This is a genomic window from Massilia phyllosphaerae (genome assembly GCF_034659755.1).
Taxonomy (GTDB): Bacteria; Pseudomonadota; Gammaproteobacteria; order Burkholderiales; family Burkholderiaceae_D; genus Telluria; species Telluria phyllosphaerae.
Genome location: NZ_JAXSQX010000002.1, coordinates 760,340 through 777,128, shown reverse-complemented (window position 1 = coordinate 777,128; position 16,789 = coordinate 760,340). Strand labels below are relative to the sequence as shown.

The window sequence follows — 16,789 nt, the reverse complement described above, 5'->3', positions numbered from 1 at the left end:
CCCGATATGGAAACCTTTCCACCTCCGTTCAACCGCTTCGCATAAATTACCCTCGACCCGACCATGACGACGATCTTCCAGGCTACCGAGCAGGGACTCGAACCGCAGGCGCCGCGGCGCGCCGATTTCGCCACCGATTTCCTGTGGGGCGCCGCCACCTCGTCCTACCAGATCGAAGGGGCCGCGCAGGTCGACGGCCGCGTCGAGTCGATCTGGGACCGCTTCGCGGCGACGCCCGGCAAGATCCGCGACGGCTCGAGCGGGGCGGTGGCCTGCGACCACTACCACCGCTGGCCGCAAGACCTCGACATCGGGCGCGATCTCGGGCTGAACGCCTACCGCTTCTCGATCGCCTGGCCGCGCATCTTCGGCGGGCCGGGCGGTAAGCCGAACCCGAAGGGCCTGGACTTCTACGAGCGCCTGGTCGACGGCATGCTGGCGCGCGGCCTGCAGCCCTGGGCCACGCTGTACCACTGGGACTTGCCGCAAGCGCTGCAGGACCGGGGCGGCTGGAACGCGCGCGCCACCGTCGACGCCTTCGTCGAGATGGCGGACGCGGTGACGCGCCGCCTGGGCGACCGCGTGCGGCACTGGATCACCCAGAACGAGCCGTGGTGCACCGCGATGATCGGCCACCACGAGGGCTGGCATGCGCCCGGCATCGCCGATTTCAGGACCGCGCTGCAGGTGGCGCACCATGTGCTGCTGGCGCACGGCAAGGCGTTGCCGGCGATCCGTGCCAACGTGCCGGACGCGCGCGCCGGCATCGCGCTCAGCCTGCATCCGCTGCGTCCGGCCAGCGACAGCGCGCTTGACCACGCGGCGCTGGCGCGCCACGACGGCCTGCGCTACCGCTGGTTCCTCGATCCGCTGTACGGCCGCGGCTACCCGGAAGACACGCTGCGCCTGGTCGGCGCCGCCGCCCCGGTGGTCCAGGCGGGCGACATGGAAGCGATCGCCGCGCCCACCGATTTCCTCGGCGTGAATTACTACTTCCCGGAGACCGTGGCGGATGCGCCCGGCCACGGGCCGCTCGGCGTGCGCGTGCTGGAAGCGCGCGGCGAGACCACGGCGATGGGCTGGCCGGTGGCGCCGCAGGGCCTGGCCGAACTGCTGCAGCGCGTGCACCGCGACTATCGTCCGGGGCCGTTGTACGTGACCGAGAACGGCGCCTGCTACGACGATACGGTGACGGCAGACGGGGCAGTGCGCGACCTCGGGCGCAAGCGCTACCTGATGCGCCACCTGGCGGCGCTGCACGGCGCGGTCAAGAAAGGCGTGCCGGTCCAGGGCTACTTTGCCTGGAGCCTGCTCGACAATTTCGAATGGTCGGAAGGCTACCTGCGCCGCTTCGGACTGGTCCACGTCGATTATGCGACCCAGCAGCGGCGGCTGAAGGACAGCGCGCTGTGGTACCGGGCTTTTCTGCGCGAACCCGGCTGACACCGCGACGGATGAGTTGACAGGGGCGGCGTTTGCATTCACTATCCGGGTACACATTGGAATCGTTTCCAAAGCTGTCCGGAAGCGCTGCCGCATACGATAGGAGACCCTGCATGCTTGATCCGTTCCGCCGGCGCGCGCTGGCATTGGCCGTGGCGCTGGCCTTGCCCGGCGCGCCAACCATCGCCGCCGACCCGGCGCCGCAAAAGCCGCAAACGCCGCTCAGCGAGTGGCCTCGCATCCGCAGCGCGATCGCGCTAGATGCCGCCCTCGAGGCGCGCGTCGCGGCCATCGTCGGCAAGATGACGCTGGCGCAGAAAATCGGCCAGATGACCCAGGCCGAGATCAAGAGCGTGACGCCGGACCAGGTCAGGCAGTACTACCTCGGCTCGGTGCTGAACGGCGGCGGCAGCAAGCCGGGTAACAACAAGTTCGCCGGTCCCGCCGACTGGGTGAAACTGGCCGACAGCTTCTACGATGCCTCGATGGCGACCGACATGGCGGTCAAGGTACCGGTGATCTGGGGCACCGACGCCGTCCACGGCCACAACAACGTGGTCGGCGCCACCATCTTCCCGCACAATATCGGCCTCGGCGCGGCCCACGATCCGGCCCTGGTCGGCGAAATCGGCGCCGCCACCGGCCGCGCGGTGCGCGCCACCGGCATCGCCTGGGTGTTCGGACCGACCGTGGCCGTGGTGCGCGACGACCGCTGGGGCCGCACCTACGAAGGCTTTTCCGAAGATCCGCGCCTGGTCCAGGACTATGCCGGCGTCTACGTCAAGGGCCTGCAGGGCGCGTTCAAGGACGACGACAACGTCATCGCCAGCATCAAGCACTTCATCGGCGACGGCGGCACCGAGAACGGCGTCAACACCAGCGTCACCCGCGCCAGCGAGCGCGAGATGATGAACATCCACGCGCCCGGCTACTTCAGCGGCCTGGAAGCGGGCGCGCAGACCGTGATGGTCTCGTTCAACAGCTGGTACGACACAGAGAACAAGCAGGACCACGGCAAGCTGCACGGCGACCGGCGCATGCTGACCGAGATATTAAAGGACCAGATGGGCTTCGACGGCTTCGTCGTCACCGACTGGAACGGCATCGGCGAAGTGGCCGGCTGCCGCAACGACAGCTGTGCGCGCGCGATCAATGCCGGCGTCGACATGGTGATGGTGCCGGACGACTGGAAGGCCTTTATCCGCAACACGACCCAGGACGTGGAAGCCGGGCGCATCCCGATGGCGCGCATCGACGATGCAGTCACGCGCATCGTGCGCGTCAAGCTGCGCGCCGGCCTGTTCGGCCAGCGCCCGTCGGCCAACCGCTACGCCGGCAAGCCGGAAGCGCTGCAGGCGCGCGAGCTGGCGCGCCGCGCGGTGCGCGAATCCCTCGTGCTGCTGAAGAACGAAGGACCGGCGCTGCCGCTGGCGTCCGGCCGGCGCCTGCTGGTGGTCGGCAAGGCCGCCGACAGCATGATGCACCAGGCAGGCGGCTGGACGCTGAGCTGGCAGGGCACCGACAACACGAATGCCGACTTCCCGCATGGCGATACCGTGCTGGCAGGGCTGCGCGAGGCCGCCGGCGCCGGCAACGTTACATATAGCATCGACGGCAAGGGCGTCGACCCGTCCAGGTTCGACGCGGTGATCGCGGTGATCGGCGAAGGCCCGTATGCGGAAGGCGACGGCGACATCGTCCCTTCCGGCACGCTGCGCCACAGCAGCCGCTATCCGGAAGACCTGGCCGTGCTGCAGGCCATGCATGGAAAAGGCAAGCCGGTCATCACGGTGCTGATGTCGGGCCGGCCGCTGTGGGTCAACGACCTGCTGAACCTGTCGGACACCTTCATCGCCGCCTGGCTGCCGGGCAGCGAGGGCAAGGGCGTGTCCGACCTGCTGGTGGCGGGCAAGGGCGCCAAGCGCTACGACTTCGGCGGCACGCTGACCTATTCCTGGCCGAAGACCGTGTGCCAGACGCCGCTCAACGTCGGCGACGCCAACTATGCGCCGCTGTTCGCCTATGGCTACGGCCTGAAGGCCGGCCAGCGCTCGCAAGTGGGCCGGCTGGATGCGGCCTACGCGGCGGGCGGCTGCAGCGCCTCCAACACTTATCCGCTGCACGGCCAGGCCGACCGCGCCAGCTTCCCGCTGCGCTTGAGGAGCGGCGCCGAGTTGCGACCCTTCGGCGCCGACCTGAATGCGACGGTAAGCGTGCCGGGCGCCAGCGCCACCGTGGTCCAGATCAAGACCCAGCAGGATGCGCGCCTGGTCACCTGGACCGGACCGGCCAGCTTCGAGGCCCACGGCGCGAAACCGCTGGCGCTGCCGGCGCTAGCGGCCACCGACGGCGTGCTGCGCTTCGACACCATGGTGCAGGCGGCGCCGGCCGGCAAGGTGACGATCGCGATGGCGTGCGCAGGCGCCGCCTGCGGCCAGCCGCTCGACGCCACCCGCGTGTTCGCGCGCCTGGCCGGCAAAGGCAAGCAGGTGGTCAAGATCCCGCTGGCCTGTTTTACGAAGACAGGCGTCGACCTGGCGCGCGTCGACACCCCGTTCAGCGTGGCGGCCAGTAGCGGCTTCGCGGCCGCCTTCGGCAACGTCGACGTGGTCGGCGGCGCCGCGCGCGATGCCGATACGATCCGCTGCGAGGAACTGCAATGAGGCTGCTGGCCGACATCGGCGGCACCAACGCCCGCTTCGCGCTGCAGGCGCGGGCCGACGCGGATGCGAAGAGAGGTGGCTTCAGCGACGTCGAGGTGCTGGCCTGCAGCGACTACCCGACCCTGGACGCCGCGCTGGCCGCCTACCTGGCCGGCGCCCGCGCGCGCGGGATGGCGGTGGACGGACTGCGCCACGCCGCGATCGCGATCGCCACGCCGGTCGAAGGCGACGTGGTCGCCATGACTAACCACCACTGGCGCTTCTCGACCGCGGCCCTGCGCAGCGCGGTCGGCCTCGACACGCTGCTGGTGGTGAACGACTTCGCGGCGCTGGCGATGGCGCTGCCGCACCTTGACGAGGCAGGGCGCGAACGGCTCGGCCCCGCATGCGCGGCGCCGCCCGACCGTCCGCTGGGCCTGATCGGGCCCGGCACCGGCCTCGGCGTGTCGGCGGTGGTGCCGCATGCGGGACGCTGGATCGTGCTGCCGGGCGAGGGCGGCCATGCCAGCTTCGCGCCGACCACGAAGCAGGAAATCCGCATCCTGGAAACGCTGCTGGAGGAATACGGCCACGTATCGGCCGAGCGCCTGTTGTCGGGCGCCGGGCTGGAAGCGATCCACCGCGTCCTGTGCGGCGAACGCCTGGCCGCGGCCCGGATCAGCGCGCAGGCGCTGGACGGCAGCAGTGGCGCCTGCCGCGAGAGCGTCGACGTCTTTTGCGCGGTGCTGGGCTGCGTGGCTGGCAACGTGGCGCTGACGCTGGGCGCCACCGGCGGCATGTATATCGGCGGCGGCATTGTGCCGCGCCTCGGTCGCCTGTTCCACGCGTCAGCGTTCCGCACCCGCTTCGAGGCCAAGGGCCGGCTGCAGCCATGGCTGGCGCGGGTCCCGACCTGGGTCGTCACCGAACCCTATCCGGCGCTGCGCGGCGCGGCCGCCATGCTGGCCGACCATGTGGCGGCCCACGCCGGCACCTGATTCCCGGTTGTCTTACCAGTTGTCTGCCCCTTTCCCAGCGCCAGCCCCGTGCCCGCGCTGGGTTTTTTATTGCGCTTGTAGTATGATGCGCGCAATCCCACAGGGGAGTAGCCTGCTTTTCGCCCAGCTCCACCGGCGGCGAAAAGTTCCCGTATCAACACACTCGGCGCCACAGTGCCGTGGTACGGGCAGCCGTCTCGGTTGGCAAGACCTTGGGTATGCCAGTGCGCTCTGTCCGGGCCGCGCTTGCGTACCTTCATTCCTGCCCGGCCCGAGAATCACATGAATTTCCTCGCCACCGCCGCCATCGCCCTCGCCATGTCCACCGACGCCTTTGCCGTCGCCATCGGCAAGGGGGCGGCCCTGCAGCGTCCGCACCTGAAAGAAGCCCTGCGCACCGGCATCATCTTCGGTGTCATCGAGGGCTTGACGCCGCTGGTCGGCTGGGCGCTGGGGCACGTGGCGGCCCCCTACGTGGAAGCCTGGGACCACTGGATCGCCTTCACGCTGCTGACCGTGCTGGGCCTGCGCATGATCCGCGAAAGCCTGGCGGCCGGCGACGACGACGACGAGAAGCCGAGCAAGCATTCGTTCTGGCTGTTGGCGATCACCGGTTTCGCCACCAGCATCGACGCCATGGTGGTCGGCGCCAGCCTGGCGCTGATCGACGCCAACATCTTCACCACCGCCGGCGCCATCGGCCTGGCCACCTTCGTGATGGTCACCCTGGGCGTGATGCTCGGCCGTGGCCTCGGACGCATCGTCGGCAAGCGCGCCGAACTGGCCGGCGGCCTGGTGCTGATCGCGATCGGCTGCATCATCCTGTACGAGCACATCGGCCCGCATTGAGGTTGCATGCGCTTATTCGAGCGTCCAGACGTATTGCACCGCGGCCCAGGCCGCGGCCGGCTTGCCGTCGACCACCAGCGGCTTGAAGCTGCACGCGGACAGCGACAGCAGGGTGGCGTTGTCGAGGTCCGCGTAGCCGCTGGAACGGACCTTGCGGATCTCGACCGGCTTGCCCTCGGCATCGACCAGGAAGTCGAGCTGGACCATGCCGGTTTCCTCGTTGCGCAGCGATGAGCGCGGGTACTCGGGCTTGATGCAGGTGTCGACGCGCATGATGGGCATGGGCTCGCCCTTGACGCCCCGGTCCTTGGCCAGCGGCCGCGGTGCCAGCGCCGCTTCGCGCCGGGCTAGGGCCTCGGTCCTGGCGCCCAGCAGCTGCAGCGCCTGGGCATAGGGCGCGCCAGTGCCGCCGCGCTGGGCGGCGCGGGCGTAGGCCTGGCGCAGCGCATCGGCGTCGACCGTCCAGCCGGTGGCGACGACCAGCGCCGCCGCCGCCTTGTCGCGCCGTCCCTGGCGCGCATACACTTCCGCCAGGTCCAGCCAGTAGGGCGCGTGGCTGGGCTGGTTGGCGATCGCCTCGTCGAGTTCGAGCTCGGCGTCGGCCGGCTTGTTGGCCTGCAGGTAGGCCAGTGCCAGCGCGCGCTGGCGTTCCGGCGCCGACAGGCCGGCGCGGTTGGCGTCGCGCAGCAGGGCGATCAGTACCGTGTCGGGTTCGCCGACGGCCAGCGCATCGTCGTTGCGCCTGTCCGGCGCCGCATGCGTGCCGCTTGGCGACGGACGGGTGCCGTAGTTGCGCGGCAGCGCGCGCATCAGCGCCATTTCGTCGAGCTGGCGGCCGTCGCGCGCCGCCTCCATGATGGCATCCATGCACTTGTCGCGCGTGGCGCAGGCGTCGGTGACGACGGCGGCGATGGCGGGTACTGCGGCGGCGGCGCCCGCGGTCACGCACAGGACGCCCACGGCGGCGCCGGTCAGGCGGCGGAAAGAGGACATGGTGTTTCCGGTAATTAAAACACCGATGTTAATCCTTTGTCTACAGGCGGGCAACCGCTGCGGCTGCTCAGCGGCTGCTCAGCGGCTGCTCAGTGGCTGAACCTCGCCAGCGCCCGCTCGACCGCCGCATGCGCATCCTGTTCGACGATTGCATTGTGCGCCGTGATCACGCGCGTGAACGGCCAGCGCAGGACCGCCTGCAGGCTGGCGCTGGCCGCGGCGCGGTCGCGCGTCGCCAGGCGCACGGTGCGCGGTATGTCGAGGTGCCCGCGCACGCCGGTCAGGCGCGCATAGGCCGCCGCGCGCCAGTCGAGCTGGCCGCACCAGCACTGCAGCAGGTCGGTCGCGATCAGGGTAGCGGACGCCTTGTGGAACCACACCGTTTCGTTCACGAGCGGGATGCCGCGCACCAGCACCTGGTCGAGGTCAGCGGCCCATTCGGGTTCGGCAGCGTCGCCGAGCGGATGCAGGTCGGCCAGGTCCCAGCGCTTGCGCGCGAGGCCGGGCGCGCCGTATAGCCGCGCGTCCGGAAACGCCCCTTTGCACTTGCCCATGAACATATGGTGGGCACGGTTGGGCGCCACGATCCAGGCGACCTCGCCCAGCCCGGCTATCTGGGCGCGCACCTCGGGGCCGAAGCGCACCGGCGAATGGATCCACACGCGGCCGTCCTGGAAGCGGACCACGGTCATGCGCGCGGTGAGGGGGATGCCGGCGACCTGGAGGCCGGCTTCCATGTGCCACAGGTCGGGTGCGATTTGTTTGAGCATGGGCCGATACTAGACCGTCCACGCGCGCCGCGGCGCACATGAGCGCACCTAAGCAGGCCGGCCCGTCAGGGCTTGCTGGCGCAGTACTGCTTGACGTAGTCGGCGTGCTGCGGGAGCTGCGAGGCGGTGCGCCGCACGTTGGCGCGGATGCCGTCCAGGAAGGCGGCCAGTTCCTCGTCGCCCATCAGGTCGGCGCTCTGGTGGTGGCTGGCCGGGGTCAGGCCCTGGCCCAGCATGACCTGCACCCACGAGTTCTCGGCGAACAGCTCGTTCTGCAGGCGGAACACGCGGCCGGTGTCGCGGAACAGGTCGATGCGGTGCTGCAGCGAGTCCGGTACCGCCATGGTCGCGGCATCATGCCAGTACGGCGTGTCGCGCCGGTTGGTGACCTTGTAGTGCAGGATGATGAAGTCGCGGATGGTGCGGATATCCTCGTGCGCCTGGGCGTTGAACTCGTCCCTGTCGGCCTTCACGATGCCGTGCGTCGGGAAGATCTGCAGCAGGCGGATGATGGCGCGCTGGATCAGGTGGATGCTGGTCGACTCGATCGGCTCCAGGAAGCCGCTGGCCAGGCCGAGGGCGACGCAGTTGCCGGCCCAGACCTGCTTGCGCTGGCCCGGCTTGAAGCGGATCACGCGTGGTTCGGTGAGCACCTTGCCCTCGATATTCCCGAGCAGTGCGGCGCGCGCGGTATCGTCGTCGACGTAGCGGCTGGCATACACGATGCCGTTGCCGGTGCGGTGCTGCAGCGGAATGCGCCATTGCCAGCCCCAGTCGTGGCCGATCGAGCGGGTCATCGGTATCGCCGGGCCGCTTGACTCGGTCTGCACCGCGATCGCGCTGTCGTTGAACAGCCATTGCGACCAGTCCTCGTACTCCACGCCCAGCGTCTGGCCCAGCAGCAGCGAGCGGAAGCCGGTGCAGTCGATGAACAGGTCACCCTCGACGCGCTTGCCGGAATCCAGCAGCAGCGCAGAAATATGCTTTTGCCCTGTGCTGCCATCGCTGGCTTCAACGCTTTCGATCTTGGCCTCGATGCGCTCGACCCCGAAATGCTCGGAAAAGCGGCGCAGGTAGCGCGCGTAGCGGGTGGCGTCCAGGTGGTAGGCGTAGTTCAGCCCCCCGTTCGGCAGGTGGGCGAAGCGGTGCTCCTTGCCCGCCAGCAGTTCCAGGCAATAGTCGCCGTAGTCGTGTGCCAGGCCGCGCTCGCGGCCCTTCAGCCAGAAGTGCTGGAAGCCGGCGGTCCAGTGGTCGGTGCCGGTCATGCCGAACGAGTGGATGTAGTCTTCGCCGCGCGCGCGCCAGCTCTCGAAGCTGATACCGAGCTTGAAGGTGGCCTGGGTGGCGGCCATGAATTCGCGCTCGTCGATGTCGAGCAGGCGGTGGAAGTGCACCAGCGAGGGGATGGTGGCCTCGCCCACGCCCACGGTGCCGATCTCGTCGGATTCGACCAGGGTGATGTCGAGCCGCTTGCCGAGGGTGCGCGACAGCGCCGCCGCGGCCATCCAGCCGGCGGTGCCGCCGCCGGCGATCACGATCCGGCGCACCGGCGTGCCCGTGCCCTGGGTGTCCATGGTCTTGGTATCCATCTTGTCTCCTTCAGCGGTTGATTCTTTTTAGCAGCTGGCCGCGCAGGATGCGCGCGCGGTCGTCGTCCAGCGGCGCCAGCGCGTAGCGCGCATGCGGCGGGATGTGGGCCAGCTTGGCCTCGTCGGGCTCGAAGATGTAGTGGCGGAAGATATCCTGCCAGGCCTGGCGCTGTTCAGGCGGCAGTTCGCGCATCGTCAGCAGCGCCAGCATCAGCGCGTTGGTCGGGGTGTCCATCCAGTCGGGCGACTGGCGCCACCAGTAGTTCACCAGGATGTTGAAGCGGTCGAGCGCTTCCACGTGGTGCCACCACATGGCCGGAATGAACAGGGCGTCGCCGGGACCGAGTTCGGCCACCTGGGCGTGGCGCAGCGCTTCCTCGAAACGCGGGAAGCGCGCCGCATCGGGCGCCGCGAAGTCGACCAGGCTGATGGCCTGGCCGGCCGGGGTGAAGTCGATCGGGCCGATGTACAGGTTGGGCAGCTGGGCCTGCGGGAACAGCGTGAAGCGGCGGTGCCCGGCGGCGACCACGGCCAGGTTGTCCGGCAGGTCGTAGTGGGCGGCGATGCGGGTGCGGTTGCCGATCCAGATGCTGGCCAGCGCGTCGCGTCCGCCGAGGTCGACGTCGTTGTCCTGGCGCAGGCCGGGCAGGGCGGTGTCGATCGTGGTCGAGCCGACGTAGATGGCGCCGGGGCGCTCCATCCCGCGCTGCACCTTCAGCTCGTCCAGCACGCCGTCCAGGCGCGCGCGCACCGACATGTAGTTGAAGCCGGTGAGGTCCTCGTTGTAGAAGAAGCGGCCGCCGATCTCGGGCTTGCCGAGCATGGCGTTGACGGTGGCGTCGCGGTAGAAGCGGCGCAGGTAGGCGTCGGCGGCGTCGGTCGACTGGCGTCCGGCCTGGACCAGGGGCCAGTGCGCCGCCAGGCCGCGCACGATGTACGGGGTGGTGGCGCGCAGCAGCTCGTCGGGGATGCGCTCGCCGACGGCCAGCTCGCGGACCTGCTTATCGATTGGCAGCATGGCCGTGCATGGAGGCGGTCGTGGAGGCGTTCATCGCGCGGTTCTTGCGGTCGATCAGCCCGCGGAATTGCGACAGCGAGGCCGTGGCCATGTAGATCGCCTGCAGGTAGCCGGCGCGGTTGAGGCGCTCGAGGCGTTCGCCGGACAGGGTTTGCAGGCGCTCTTCGTTGATGGTGTAGAAGCCGGCCAGGCGGTTCTGCGAGCCGTCGTCGAGTTCGATGTCGAGCACGAAGGATTCCAGCAGCTCGAGTTCGAGCAGGGCCGCGGTGAAGCCGCGCGCCGCGTCCAGGCCGTCGTGCAGGGTGCGCAGCACCGAGGCGATGCGCTCCAGGTATTCGGTGGTGCCGCCATAGGTCAGGAACAGCGCTTCGCCTTCCACGGCGCCCTCGCTGGTGGCGACGCGCGGGTGATCCATGTCGACGTGGATCGACAGCTCGTCGCCGCCGCGCCCGATCAGGAAGGGCTGGCGCTCGACGCTCAGCGGGATCGCCGGCGCGTCCCAGCGCGCCACGCCGTCGCGCTCCTCGAGGAACAGGTTTTCGCCGTGCTGGAAGCCGAACAGGGCCAGCGCATCGAAGGAGGTGCCGTCGGCGCTCTTGGCGAGCACGATCGGGTAGGAGGCTTGCAGTTCGCGGAATTCGGCCGGGAAGGTCAGGGCGGACATGACGGCGTCGCCGTAGGCTGCGCCACGCGCGGTGATGACGCGCAGGTGCTTGTGGTCGACGTTGTTCAGGATTGCGTGGTTGGGCATGGTGTCTCTTGGTGTTGTTATCGTTGTCAGATGCGCTGCAAGCCGTGCAGCCGGATATGCTCGAGCAGGGCCCGGTTCGAGGGCAGCGCCGGCAGCATCTGCGCCGTCAGCCGCGCCGCCTCGCGGAAGTGGCGGTCGGCCTCCTGCGGCAGGTCGGATGCGCGCGGCGCGCCCTCGAACGGGGTCTGCATCCCGTACAGGATATATTGATAGCTGGCGGAAGGAAATACCTCCTCGATGCGCGGGAAGTCGCGGCGCGAGGGCGGGCGCGTGCGCCACAGGCCGAGCAGCGCCTGCAGGCGCGCCGGAATCGTCTCCGGCCGGCGGTGGTCGATCCAGTAAGGGTCGTCACTGCGCTTCGACAGCACGTAGTGCAGCTTGAGGAATTCGATGACCCGTTCCCAGCGGTAGGTGAACGCTTCGTTGAAGCGGCTCGCCACCACGTCGACATCGGCGCGCGTGGCCGGCATGTCGTCGGCCAGCCACGCCGCCGACATCTCGACCAGGGCCAGCGCCGACGCTTCCAGCGGCTCGATGAAGCCGGCCGACAGGCCGATCGCCACGCAGTTGCGCTGCCAGAAGCGTTCGCGGTAGCCCGGCTCGAAGCGCAGCTTGCGCGGCACGATGTCCGCCGGGCCGCCGGTCGCTGCCACGTAGGCGCGCAGCTGGCGTTCGGCTTCATCGTCATCGATGTGGGCACTCGAATACACGTGGCCGATGCCGCGCCGGGTCGGCAGGCCGATGTCCCAGATCCAGCCGCAGCGCTGGGCGGTGGAGGTGGTCTGCGAGGCGATCGGCGCATCCGGCGTGGCGTAGGGCACCTGCACCGCCAGCGCGCGGTCGTTGAACAGCACGTGGCGCTGGTGCAGCAGCGGCACGCCGTAGTGGCCGCCGAGCAGCAGCGACTGCATGCCGGTGCAGTCGACGAACAGGTCGCCGGCCAGCACGCCGCCGTCGCGCAGGCGCAGGCCGGCAATGTCGCCACGCCGTTCGCCATCCTCATGTGGCACCACCGCATCGACGTGGTCCAGCACGTGGCGCACGCCCAGCTTGTCGACGCAGTGCGCGCGCAGGAACACGCCGAACTTGCCGGCATCGAGGTGGTAGCCGTAGTTCGCCACCGCCGCGAATTCCGGCGTGCGCGCCTGCTTCGGCGCCCGTCCCTGCACGCACAGGTGCGGCTGGAAGCTGGCCAGGTCTGCGAAGGGCACGTTGCGGTGCTGCGCCTGCCAGGCCGCGGCCAGGTTGGCGTCGCCGTAGCCCTGGGGCAGGACGAAGGGGTGGAAATAATAGTCGCCGGCGCTGCCGTCGACCCAGCGGTCGAAGCGCGAGCCCTGCTTGAAGGCGGCGTCGCACTCGCGGAAGAAAGCGGATTCCGACACGCCGATGCGGTGCAGGGTATCGCGCATCGAAGGCCAGGTGCCTTCGCCGACGCCGATCGGCGGGACGCCGGGCGATTCGACCAGGGTGACGCGCAGGTGGCGGTGTTCTGCTGCGATGACCGCGGCGGCCAGCCAGCCGGCCGAACCGCCGCCGACCACCACGATGTGTTCGATGGTGTTGCTCATCAGATGTCCTGTGGAGAGAACCGGCCACGGGAGTCTAGCGCAAAGTTGCTAGCTTTTCAGCAAGTTTTTTGCGCCGGACGGTTTTCCCGCGGCCGGCCCGGCCACTCAGAACTTGTAGCGCGCCCCCAGCATGTAACGCGGACCGGTCTGGGTCGCGTACTCGACCTGCTCGCGGGTACGGCCGTGGGTGCGGGTGGTCGCGTTGGTGAGGTTGATCGCTTCCGCTTGCAGCGACAGCTTCTCGGTGATGTTGTAGCCGACGCTCAAATCGAGCTGGCCGTAGGGCTCGACGTAGACCGGGTTGGGGCCGGCGCCGTCGAAGGTGCCGGCGAGGAACTCGTCGCGCCAGTTGTAGGCGGCGCGGATCGCCCACTTGCCGTCCTCGTAGATGCCGACCAGGTTGGCCGAGTCGGACAGCCCCGTCAGCGCGAACTGTTCGCCCACGGACGCATTGTCGTACTTCAGGCTCGAGCGCACCAGCGTGTAGTTGGCCTGCAGCCCGAAGCCGGAATTGCCGAACATGTGCTGCACGTTGAATTCCAGGCCGTGCAGGTTGGCCTTCTTCTGGTTCGAGAAGGTCGTCACGCGGAAGTCGGCGACAGGGTCGCCCGGCTGGCCGACGATGGTGCCGGTGTAGTTGCCGATGCCGTCGACACCGGTGGACGTCACGCCCGCCGCGGTCGGGTGGTTGCGGAAGATGTAGTTGCGGATGCAGGTGGTGTCGGCGCTGGTGCAGCCGCGCGTCAATGCTTCGTTCCACAGGGCGCCGCCGACCGGGGTGTGCAGGCCGTAGGGCTGCAGGATGATCTGCGACTGGCCGGCGTAGTTTTCCAGGTCCTTGTAGAAGGCGTTGATCGAGGCGAAGCTCTGCTTGGTGTAATACCACTCGAAGGACAGGTCCAGGTTCTTCGAATGCACCGGCTTCAGGCCCGGGTTGCCCTGCGAGCCGGTGCCGCCCTCGACCCGCGCCAGCTGGCTGATGACCAGGCCGCCGGCGATCTGGTCGTAGCGCGGCCGCCCGATGGTTTCGCCGTAGCTGGCGCGCACCTTCATGTCGGGGCGCACGTCCATGTCCCAGTCCAGGCTCGGCAGCAGGTTATGGTACTTGCCGCCCAGCGAGGTGCTGGCCGTCGGCCCGAGCAGGACGCTGAATTCGTTCTGCGAACCCCAGCTGATGCCGGTCGCGGTCGGTACGTCGGCCGGGGACACCACGTCGGTCTTTTCGTAGCGGGCACCGATCGCGGTGTGCATCGGCATCGCCGTGTCCCAGTCGGTATTCATCTGCAGGTACAGGTACTTCGACTTCTCGCGGATGCGCTGGAAGGTGTTGAAGTTGCTGTTGGCCGTGTACAGCTGGGGCTTGCCGGTGGCCTTGGCGGCGGCCTCGCGCACCTCGTTGAAGTTGAAGGTGTAGAAATTGTTGAACAGGTTCGGGTTGTTGCTGCCGTTCAGCTGGTCGAAGTAGCCGCGCACGGTTTCCGGATGCCACAGGCTGCTGGCATAGTCTTCCGGCCGGCTGGCGCCGCCCCAGGTATCGCTCTGGTTGTTCGACTGCGCCGAGCGGTTCTGGATCTTGGTGGCGCCCAGGCCGAAGTTCAGGTTCGACGATTCCAGCACGCGCAGGCGGCCCTTGGCCTGGACCTGGTCGACCGTGCTCTTGACGTAGGTGTTCTGGAAGTTGGAACCGGTCACCTGCTGGGGGGCTCGCACGAAGTCGGCGCCCTGGATGCTCAGCACCGGGAATTCCTGCGAGAAGTCGACCGAGGTGGTGCCGCGGCTGAAGCTGGCGGTGCCGAGGGTGTTGAACGACCCCAGCGGGCTGTCGGCCTTCGATTCCGCGGTCGAGTGGTGGGCGTCAAATTCCAGCTTGAGGTCGGCATTCGCGCGCCACTGGGCGTTGAAGCCGAGCGAGTTGTTCTGGCTCTTGGTGGCGAAGTTGCCGGCGCCCATCGCGATGTCGGCCTTGCCGTCCAGGATCTCGGTGTAGACCAGGGGCGCCGCCACCGGGCCATTGGTCCAGCTCGAGGTCGAGGGGCCGAAGTTGAACCACGCGGAGACGTCGTTGCGCTTGGTCTGGATCTTGTTTTCCGAGTAGGTGTAGTCGAGCGTGGTGGTGACGTCCTTGACCGGTGCGAACTGCAGAGTCAGCTGGCCGTTGGTGCGCTGGCGCTTGACGCCGCTGAAGCTGTAGTTCAGGTTTTGCGGCACCTCGTACACGTCGCCCGGCTTCGGGTGGTTGACCACGCCCGGCGAGCCGGCCGGCTGGATCGTGCCCCAGTTGTTTTCGTCGCCGCGGAACGGGCCTTTCCAGCCGCTCGAGACCGAGGCCTGGTTGTAGCCCAGGTTGCGTTCCTGGTAGCTGGCGCTGATGCCGATACCCCAGCGGCCGTCCTTCGAGGTGGTCGAGTAGATGCCCGAGAATTCCGGCGTGGTCGAGTTGCTGGCCTTGACGTCGCCCGGCAGGTTGTTGTTGGTGGTGTCGTGCACCGCCTTGATGCCGATGCTGGACCAGGTGCCCATCTTGTCGAACGGACGCGCGGTGACCACGTTGATGGTCGCGCCCAGGCCGCCGACCGGGGTTTCCGAGCGGCTGGTCTTGTACACCTGCAGCTGCGAGATCGATTCCGACGCCAGGTTGGCGAAGTCGAAGGCGCGGCCGTTGCGGTCTTCCAGGGTCGAGGTCGGCATCTGGCGGCCGTTCAGCAGGACCATGTTGAAGTCGGGGCCGACGCCGCGCACGGTCACCTTCGAGCCTTCGCCGATCGAGCGGTCGATCGACACGCCGGAAATGCGCTGCAGCGCCTCGGCCAGGTTGGTGTCGGGGAACTTGCCGATGTCTTCGGCGACGATGCCGTCGACGATGCCGTCGGCGTTGCGCTTCAGGTTCAGCGACGACGCCATCGAGGCGCGGATGCCGCTGACAACGACCTGCTGGACGGGTGCGGCCTGCACCGCGCCGGTGGGCACCGCCGTGTCGGACGGGCTGTTGCTGTCCTGGGCGTAGCCGGGCAGGACGAAGGCCGCGCAGGCGCCGGCCACCGCCAGGCTGATCAGTTTGGGGGTTACCTTGGGGTGATGCATCGTTGTTGTCTCCTGTTTTCTTCTTGGAATCGGTGACCGTGCTAGCGGTGCCGTACTCTCTCCAGCTTTTCTTGGCCGGTATGGAAACGTTTCCATACCAGTTGCAGGAATCTTATGTTCAAGAAAAAAAATTGTCAACGGAATATTGCCCGGCGTCGCTGGGAGACGCCAGCGGCGCGGGGCGCATGCAACACTCGTAGCGAAAATGCTATAGTCGAGCACCATTTGGGATCGTTTCCAAATGATACTAATAACGGAGACATGATGCATCGCTACATCAAGAATGCGCTGGCAGCCGCCGTGGCCGGGCTTGTCGTGAGCGCAGCTGCCCAAGGTCCGGCCGGAACGTCCGACCCGGTTCCTTCACCGCCAGGCTGGGTGCTCGACTGGCACGACGAGTTCGACGGCCCCGCGCTCGACCATGGCAAATGGGTCGAGGAGACCGGCGACCCGAAGAACGGCAACGACGAAAAGCAGTTCTACACCGCGCGCCCGGACAACCTGCGCATCGAGAACGGCATGCTGGTGATCGAAGCGCGCCGCGAAAACATGGGCGGCATGGCCTATACCTCGGCGCGCATCAAGACCCAGGACCTGGTCGAGCGCACCCACGGCCGCTACGAAGCGCGCATCAAGATCCCGCGCGGGCAGGGTATCTGGCCGGCATTCTGGCTGCTCGGGACCGATTGCCGCGCCGTCAAGTGGCCGCGCTGCGGCGAGATCGACATCATGGAAAACATCGGCAAGGAGCCGAACCTGGTGCATGGCACGCTGCACGGCCCGGGCTATTCCGGCGCCCAGGGGCCGGGACGTGCGCAAGCGCTCGAGAAGGGCGCCTACGCCGACGACTTCCACGTGTTCGCGCTCGAATGGGAGCCGGGCGTGATCCGCTGGTACCGCGACGGCATCCTGTACCACACCGAGCGCCCGGACACGGTCGGCGGCGACTGGGTGTTCGAGCGTCCCTTCTTCGTGATCCTCAACCTGGCCGTGGGTGGATTCTGGCCCGGATATCCTGACGCCACCACGCCGCTGCCGCAGCGCATGCTGGTCGATTACGTGCGGGTCTACCGGCGCGCGCGCTGAA

The 16,789-nt window shown here is 68.2% G+C and carries 12 protein-coding genes and 1 riboswitch; of the genes, 5 read left to right on the top strand and 7 right to left on the bottom strand.

All coding sequences use genetic code 11. The annotated features are described in order from the left end of the window. The first annotated feature begins 63 nt into the window (after positions 1-63). The 4 genes from U1H99_RS11560 to mntP all read left to right on the top strand — a co-directional run bounded on the left by U1H99_RS11560 (position 64) and on the right by mntP (position 5,932). Entirely contained in the window at positions 64-1,443 is a 1,380-nt protein-coding gene (locus U1H99_RS11560) for a GH1 family beta-glucosidase (protein WP_323141875.1), read from the top strand. A gap of 113 nt (positions 1,444-1,556) precedes the next feature. After that, positions 1,557-4,106 (top strand): glycoside hydrolase family 3 protein, encoded by a 2,550-nt coding sequence (locus U1H99_RS11555; RefSeq protein WP_323141874.1) that lies wholly within the window; start codon positions 1,557-1,559, stop codon positions 4,104-4,106. Next, the gene (locus U1H99_RS11550; protein ID WP_323141873.1) at positions 4,103-5,083 is read left to right on the top strand and encodes a glucokinase; all 981 of its coding nucleotides are present in this window, start codon (positions 4,103-4,105) and stop codon (positions 5,081-5,083) included. Before U1H99_RS11555 ends, U1H99_RS11550 begins: the two co-directional genes overlap by 4 nt. Positions 5,084-5,173: 90 nt before the next feature. Further along, positions 5,174-5,360: riboswitch (yybP-ykoY riboswitch) on the top strand. Positions 5,361-5,365: 5 nt separating this feature from the next. Then, positions 5,366-5,932: a manganese efflux pump MntP gene (mntP, locus tag U1H99_RS11545; protein WP_323141872.1), complete on the top strand. Its 567-nt coding sequence runs from the start codon at positions 5,366-5,368 to the stop codon at positions 5,930-5,932. 12 nt (positions 5,933-5,944) lie between these two features. Here mntP and U1H99_RS11540 read toward each other — a convergent pair whose 3' ends face one another. From U1H99_RS11540 to U1H99_RS11510, 7 genes are all read right to left on the bottom strand, one after another. Beyond that, on the bottom strand, positions 5,945-6,925 hold the full coding sequence (locus U1H99_RS11540; protein ID WP_323141871.1) for an energy transducer TonB: 981 nt from the start codon (positions 6,923-6,925) through the stop codon (positions 5,945-5,947). Positions 6,926-7,014: 89 nt separating this feature from the next. Further along, positions 7,015-7,695, bottom strand: a complete 681-nt coding sequence (locus U1H99_RS11535; RefSeq protein ID WP_323141870.1) for a DUF4336 domain-containing protein — start codon at positions 7,693-7,695, stop codon at positions 7,015-7,017. A 65-nt stretch (positions 7,696-7,760) separates the two neighbouring features. Continuing rightward, positions 7,761-9,284 (bottom strand): tryptophan halogenase family protein, encoded by a 1,524-nt coding sequence (locus U1H99_RS11530; RefSeq protein ID WP_323141869.1) that lies wholly within the window; start codon positions 9,282-9,284, stop codon positions 7,761-7,763. A 10-nt stretch (positions 9,285-9,294) separates the two neighbouring features. Continuing rightward, a complete protein-coding gene (locus U1H99_RS11525) occupies positions 9,295-10,302 on the bottom strand; it encodes a cupin-like domain-containing protein (RefSeq protein ID WP_323141868.1) in 1,008 nt (335 codons plus the stop codon). Continuing rightward, positions 10,286-11,053, bottom strand: coding sequence for a SapC family protein (locus tag U1H99_RS11520; protein WP_323141867.1), 768 nt, complete (start codon positions 11,051-11,053; stop codon positions 10,286-10,288). The genes U1H99_RS11525 and U1H99_RS11520 overlap by 17 nt, the downstream gene beginning before the upstream one ends. Positions 11,054-11,079: 26 nt before the next feature. Then, positions 11,080-12,621 carry a tryptophan halogenase family protein gene (locus U1H99_RS11515; protein ID WP_323141866.1) on the bottom strand — a complete coding sequence of 514 codons (1,542 nt, stop codon included), beginning with the start codon at positions 12,619-12,621 and terminating at the stop codon, positions 11,080-11,082. Between the two features lie 105 nt (positions 12,622-12,726). Continuing rightward, on the bottom strand, positions 12,727-15,702 hold the full coding sequence (locus U1H99_RS11510; protein WP_323141865.1) for a TonB-dependent receptor: 2,976 nt from the start codon (positions 15,700-15,702) through the stop codon (positions 12,727-12,729). Positions 15,703-15,963: 261 nt separating this feature from the next. Here U1H99_RS11510 and U1H99_RS11505 point away from each other — a divergent pair, with 261 nt between their 5' ends. Then, a complete protein-coding gene (locus tag U1H99_RS11505; protein WP_323141864.1) occupies positions 15,964-16,788 on the top strand; it encodes a glycoside hydrolase family 16 protein in 825 nt (274 codons plus the stop codon). Position 16,789: the final 1 nt, after the last annotated feature.